Source organism: Enterobacter sp. PGRG2, assembly GCF_030291195.1.
Taxonomy (GTDB): domain Bacteria; phylum Pseudomonadota; class Gammaproteobacteria; order Enterobacterales; family Enterobacteriaceae; genus Enterobacter_D.
In genome coordinates this window covers 3,054,788-3,059,581 of sequence record NZ_CP127837.1, presented here as the reverse complement: position 1 = coordinate 3,059,581, position 4,794 = coordinate 3,054,788, and the positions used below count along the sequence as shown (strand labels likewise).

Here is a 4,794-nt window from a genome sequence, read left to right as displayed (position 1 = left end):
TAGCCAAGTTTGCACCACAGTATCCGGATTCAGAGAAAGACTGTCAATTCCCTCCTCCATCAGCCAGGCCGCAAAGTCTTCATGGTCAGACGGCCCCTGGCCGCAGATGCCCACGTATTTACCCTGTTTCTTCGCCGCGCGGATCGCCATGGAAAGCAGCGCTTTTACCGCGTCGTTACGTTCGTCAAAGAGTTCAGAAACCACGCCGGAATCGCGGTCGAGGCCCAGCGCCAGCTGCGTCATATCGTTGGAGCCGATAGAGAACCCGTCGAAATACTTGAGGAACTGCTCTGCCAGCAGGGCGTTGGACGGGATTTCGCACATCATGATCACTTTCAGCCCGTTTTCGCCGCGCTTAAGCCCCTGACGCTCCAGTTCCTCGATGACCGCTTTCGCCTGCGCCACGGTGCGCACAAAGGGGATCATGATCTCGACGTTGGTCAGGCCCATTTCGTTACGTACGTATTTCACCGCGTCGCACTCCAGCGCGAAGCAGTCGCGGAAGCTGTCCGCCACGTAACGCCCCGCGCCGCGGAAGCCAAGCATCGGGTTTTCTTCTTCCGGCTCGTAACGCTCGCCGCCCACCAGGTTAGCGTATTCGTTCGATTTAAAATCAGACAGACGCACAATCACGCGTTTCGGGTAAAACGCTGCCCCCAGGGTTGCGATGCCTTCGCTCAGACGTCCAACGTAAAAGTCTTTCGGCGAATCGTAACCTTTCATCAGCGCACGGATCTCTTTTTGCAGCGCCGGGTCCTGATCGTCAAACTCCAGCAGCGCGCGTGGATGCACGCCGATCATACGGTTGATGATGAATTCCAGGCGCGCAAGACCCACGCCTTCATTGGGCAGGCAGGCGAAGTCAAAAGCGCGATCCGGGTTGCCGACGTTCATCATGATTTTCAGAGGCAGATCCGGCATGGTGTCGACGCTGGAGCTTTTCACGCTGAAATCGAGCATCTCGGCATAGACGTAACCGGTATCACCTTCGGCGCAGGAAACGGTGACTTTTTCGTCATCCTTCATGCGCTCGGTGGCATCGCCGCAGCCCACCACCGCCGGAATGCCCAGTTCACGGGCGATGATCGCCGCGTGACAGGTGCGTCCGCCACGGTTGGTGACGATGGCCGCCGCTTTTTTCATGATCGGCTCCCAGTCCGGGTCGGTCATGTCGGTGACCAGCACGTCGCCTGGCTCAATTCGGTTCATCTCGCTGATGTCGTGGATCACTTTTACCGGACCCGCGCCGATGCGGTGGCCAATTGCACGCCCTTCAGCGATGATTTTGCCCTGGTCATGCAGGGTATAACGCTCCATGACCTGACCGCGTGAACGCACGGTTTCCGGACGCGCCTGCACGATAAAGAGTTTGCCGGTATGCCCGTCTTTCGCCCATTCAATATCCATCGGACGACCGTAGTGTTTCTCGATCTGCACCGCCTGTTTCGCCAGCTCCTGCACTTCTTCATCGGTCAGCGAGAAGATGTCGCGGTCAGCTTCCGGCACATCTTCAATGCGCACCTGCTTGCCGTGCTCCTGGGTCGGGGCATAGATCATGCGGATTTTTTTCGAGCCCATGGTGCGGCGGACGATGGACGGACGCCCGGCTTCCAGCGTCGGTTTGTGCACGTAAAATTCGTCAGGGTTGACCGCGCCCTGCACCACCATCTCGCCGAGTCCCCATGCGGAAGTGATAAACACCACCTGATCGAAGCCGGATTCGGTATCGATGGAAAACATGACGCCGGAGGACGCCAGATCGGAACGCACCATACGCTGTACGCCCGCTGACAGCGCCACGCCACGGTGGTCATAGCCCTGATGCACGCGGTAAGAAATGGCGCGGTCGTTAAACAGTGAGGCAAAGACATGCTTCACCGCCACAAGCACGGCATCGTAGCCCTGCACGTTAAGGAAGGTTTCCTGCTGACCGGCAAAAGAGGCATCCGGCATGTCTTCTGCGGTGGCGGAGGAGCGCACCGCAAAGGAGGCCTCTGCGTCGTCAGCAGACAGCTGGTTATAGGCCTCGTGAATGGCCTGTTCCAGTTCCGGCTGGAAAGGTGTGTCGATGATCCACGCCCGAATTTGCGCGCCTGCTTTCGCCAGTTCGCCCACGTCATCAATATCCGTTTTATCCAGCAGATCATAGATACGTTGGTTTACGCCGCTTTGATCAAGAAACAGATTAAAGGCATCGGCGGTGGTGGCGAATCCGTTCGGTACGGAAACACCCATACCGGACAGATTGGTGATCATTTCACCCAGGGAGGCATTTTTGCCTCCAACTCTGTCTACATCATTCATGCCGAGTTGGTTATACCAAAGCACCAGCGGTGACGAGCCATTGTTGGACATCGAACAATCCTTTTGTGATATATGAACGGGTTTAAGAAAGACCTAATAACGCAATTATCCTGGCATACTTATTCCGCTGAAAAAAACGGTGAATCGTTCAAGCAAATTTTATTTCTGCTTTTTCGGACTGTTTCCCGATTAGCGGTAAGTGTCTGAATCATCTGAATTCATGAGAACTGGCGCGCACTGTGCTCAGCATTGGAAAATGAAATGCACTTTTCATTAAAAATAAAAACAGCATTTCATTTTTTAGAATTGCCGACTACTGACTACGCATCCTGGTGATTTTAATTTATGCTTTTATGCAATTACGATTATTTCAGGGCGGCTTAAATGGATAATTCTGTAGACAGGCATGTTTTTTATATTTCTGACGGAACGGCAATCACCGCCGAGGTGCTGGGGCATGCCGTGATGTCGCAGTTTCCGGTCGCCATCAACAGCATCACCCTGCCCTTTGTGGAAAATGAGAGCCGCGCGAAGGCGGTGAAAGAGCAGATCGACGCTCTGTATCAGCAGACCGGGATCCGTCCGCTGGTGTTTTACTCCATTGTGCTGCCGGAAGTGCGCAATATCATTCTGCAAAGCGAAGGGTTCTGCCAGGACATCGTGCAGGCGCTGGTAGCACCCTTACAGCAGGAGCTCAAGCTCGATCCCACCCCCGTTGCGCACCGCACTCACGGGCTTAATCCCGGCAACCTGATTAAGTACGATGCGCGTATCGCCGCCATCGATTATACGCTGGCGCACGATGACGGCATTTCGATGCGTAATCTCGATCAGGCGCAGGTTATTCTGCTGGGCGTGTCGCGCTGCGGTAAAACTCCCACCAGTCTCTATCTGGCGATGCAGTTCGGCGTGCGCGCCGCCAACTATCCCTTTATCGCCGACGATATGGATAACCTGGTGCTGCCCGCTGCGCTTAAGCCGTTGCAGCATAAACTTTTCGGGCTGACCATCAACGCCGAGCGCCTCGCCGCTATCCGCGAAGAGCGGCGGGAAAACAGTCGCTACGCCTCGCTGCGCCAGTGCCGCATGGAAGTGGCTGAAGTGGAAGCGCTGTACCGGAAAAACCAAATTCCTTTTCTGAACAGCACCAATTTCTCCGTGGAGGAGATCGCCACCAAAATTCTCGACATGATGAAGCTGAATCGCCGCATGTATTAACCGGCGCACTCCTGTGCACTAGCAAGCTAGTACATCGGTTAAAATTTCGTTATCATTACCTTTTGGATTGTGATGCGTATCACGCCCGCACTTGAAATACCACGGGATTGGTTTATCGTGATGCCCATCACTTCCCGGCAGACCTGCCGCTGAAGCCACAAATTTCTGAGAAATGTAATGAATAAAACCGATGAACTGCGTACTGCGCGCATAGACAGCCTGGTCACGCCGGCTGAACTGGCGCAACGCTATCCTGTCTCCGCAAGCGTGGCGGAACACGTCACGGCCTCACGGCGTCGCATTGAGAAAATCCTTAACGGGACGGATCGCCGTCTGCTGGTGATTATCGGCCCCTGCTCCATTCACGATCTCGACGCCGCGATGGACTACGCCCGTCGTTTACAGGCGCTGCGAGAGAAATACCAGCACCGGCTGGAAATCGTCATGCGCACCTATTTTGAAAAGCCGCGCACCGTGGTGGGCTGGAAAGGGCTGATCTCCGATCCGGATCTTAACGGCAGCTATCGCGTGAATCACGGTATCGAACTGGCGCGTAAACTGCTGTTGCAGGTGAACGAGCTGGGGGTGCCTACCGCCACGGAATTCCTCGATATGGTGACCGGGCAGTTTATTGCCGATCTCATCAGCTGGGGTGCCATCGGCGCGCGTACCACTGAGAGCCAGATCCACCGTGAAATGGCGTCAGCGCTCTCCTGTCCGGTGGGCTTTAAAAACGGCACCGACGGCAATACGCTTATCGCGGTGGACGCCATCCGCGCCTCGCGCGCCAGCCATATGTTCCTCTCGCCGGATAAAACCGGCCAGATGACCATTTACCAGACCAGCGGTAATCCGTACGGGCACATTATTATGCGCGGCGGCAAACAGCCGAACTATCGGGCGGAAGACCTGGCGAAAGCCTGCGACACGCTGCGCGAGTTCAGCCTGCCGGAGCAGCTGGTGGTGGATTTCAGCCACGGCAACTGCCAGAAGCAGCATCGCCGTCAGCTGGAGGTGTGCGAAGATATTTGCCAGCAGATCCGCGCCGGATCGACGGCTATCGCCGGGATCATGGCGGAAAGCTTTATAGAAGAAGGCACGCAGAAAATCGTCGCCGGACAGCCGCTGGTGTACGGGCAGTCGATCACCGATCCGTGTCTGGGTTGGGACGACAGCGAAAGGTTGCTGGAAATGCTGGCGAGTGCCGTGGATAGCCGGTTCTGAGTGCGGTTCCATGGATGCCCGGCGGCGCTACGCTTGCCGGGCCTACAA

At 55.9% G+C, this 4,794-nt stretch carries 3 protein-coding genes; 2 read left to right on the top strand and 1 reads right to left on the bottom strand.

Features of this window, described 5'->3' with window-relative positions; translation table 11 throughout:
- Positions 1-2,355 (bottom strand): phosphoenolpyruvate synthase (gene ppsA, locus QRD42_RS13605; protein ID WP_321987368.1); only part of this gene is annotated, 2,355 nt, incomplete at its 3' end.
- Positions 2,356-2,688: 333 nt separating this feature from the next.
- Here ppsA and QRD42_RS13600 point away from each other — a divergent pair.
- Positions 2,689-3,522: a pyruvate, water dikinase regulatory protein gene (locus tag QRD42_RS13600; RefSeq protein ID WP_321987367.1), complete on the top strand. Its 834-nt coding sequence runs from the start codon at positions 2,689-2,691 to the stop codon at positions 3,520-3,522.
- Between the two features lie 177 nt (positions 3,523-3,699).
- Positions 3,700-4,746: a 3-deoxy-7-phosphoheptulonate synthase AroH gene (gene aroH, locus QRD42_RS13595; protein WP_321987366.1), complete on the top strand. Its 1,047-nt coding sequence runs from the start codon at positions 3,700-3,702 to the stop codon at positions 4,744-4,746.
- The last annotated feature ends 48 nt before the right edge of the window (positions 4,747-4,794 follow it).